This is a genomic window from Paracoccus laeviglucosivorans (assembly GCF_900182695.1).
GTDB lineage: Bacteria > Pseudomonadota > Alphaproteobacteria > Rhodobacterales > Rhodobacteraceae > Paracoccus > Paracoccus laeviglucosivorans.
Genome location: NZ_FXTK01000067.1, coordinates 1 through 1,759 on the forward strand (window position 1 = coordinate 1; position 1,759 = coordinate 1,759).

General features: G+C 64.1%; 1 protein-coding gene. It reads left to right on the top strand.

All coding sequences use genetic code 11. The features are described 5' to 3' along the window. Positions 1-2: 2 nt before the first annotated feature. A partial coding sequence (locus FN835_RS21000) for an ATP-binding protein (RefSeq protein ID WP_142665175.1) occupies positions 3-1,759 on the top strand: 1,757 nt, incomplete at its 3' end.

Below are 1,759 nucleotides of genomic sequence, written 5' to 3' on the forward strand. Positions count from 1 at the left end.
TGATGTTCAACAAGATTCTAGTGGCGAACCGTGGCGAAATCGCGATCCGCGTCATGCGCGCGGCGAACGAGCTTGGGAAGAAGACGGTTGCCGTTTATGCCGAGGAAGACAAGCTGGGCCTGCACCGCTTCAAGGCCGATGAGGCCTATCGCATCGGCGCGGGCTTGGGTCCGGTGGCAGCCTATCTGTCCATCCCCGAAATCATTCGCGTGGCGAAAGAATCCGGCGCGGATGCAATCCATCCGGGCTACGGCCTTTTGTCGGAAAACCCCGATTTCGTCGATGCCTGCGTGGCTGCCGGGATCACCTTTATCGGCCCCAGCGCCGACACGATGCGCGCGCTTGGCGACAAGGCCAGCGCCCGGCGCGTGGCGATCAAGGCGGGCGTGCCGGTGATCCCCGCGACCGAGGTTCTGGGCGACGACATGGACGCCATCAGGCTTGAGGCCGCGGAAATCGGCTATCCGCTGATGCTGAAGGCCAGCTGGGGCGGCGGCGGTCGCGGCATGCGTCCGATCAACAACCCCGACGAATTGCCCGAAAAGGTCCGCGAGGGCCGCCGCGAGGCCGAAGCCGCCTTCGGCAATGGCGAGGGCTATCTGGAAAAGATGATCCTGCGCGCCCGCCATGTCGAGGTGCAGCTGCTGGGCGACAGCCATGGCGGGCTTTATCACCTTTACGAACGCGATTGCACCGTGCAGCGCCGCAACCAGAAGGTCGTCGAACGCGCCCCCGCCCCCTATCTGACCCAGGCGCAGCGCGATGAGGTCTGCGGTCTGGCGCTGAAGATCGGTCAGGCCGTCGGCTATCGCAACGCCGGCACCGTCGAATTCCTGATGGATATGGACAGTGAGCAGTTCTACTTCATCGAGGTGAACCCCCGCGTGCAGGTCGAACATACCGTGACCGAGGAGGTCACCGGGATCGACATCGTGCAGTCCCAGATCCTGATCGCCGAGGGCGCGACGCTGGCGCAGGCAACCGGTGTTCCCAGCCAGTCCGAGGTGCGGCTGAACGGCCATGCGCTGCAATGCCGCGTCACGACCGAAGATCCGCTGAACAACTTCATCCCCGATTACGGCCGCATCACCGCCTATCGCAGCGCGACCGGCAACGGCATCCGGCTGGACGGTGGCACGGCCTATTCCGGCGGCGTCATCACGCGCTATTACGACAGCCTGCTGGTCAAGGTCACGGCGCACGCCCAGACCCCGGAAAAGGTCATCGCCCGCATGGACCGCGCCTTGCGCGAATTCCGCGTGCGGGGCGTGGCCACGAATATCGAATTCGTGATCAACCTGCTGAAACATCCGACTTTTCTGGATGACAGCTATACCACGAAATTCATCGACACGACCGACGACCTGTTCCGCTTTGACAAGCCTCAGGACCGGGCGACCAAGATCCTGACCTATATCGCTGACATTTCGGTCAACGGTCATCCCGAAACGGCGGGCCGCGCCCAGCCGCCCGCCGATGCCCGCAGCCTGACGCCGCCGCAACGCAAGGCCGATCCGCTGCCCGGCACCCGGCAATTGCTGGAGGAAAAGGGCGCCAAGGCCGTTGCCGACTGGATGCTGGACCAAAAGCAGCTGCTGATCACCGATACCTCGATGCGGGACGGGCACCAGTCGCTGCTGGCGACACGGATGCGGTCGCTGGACATGATCCGGGTCGCGCCCAGCTATGCGGCGAACCTGCCGGGCCTGTTCAGCGTCGAATGCTGGGGTGGCGCGACATTCGACGTGGCTTACCGCTT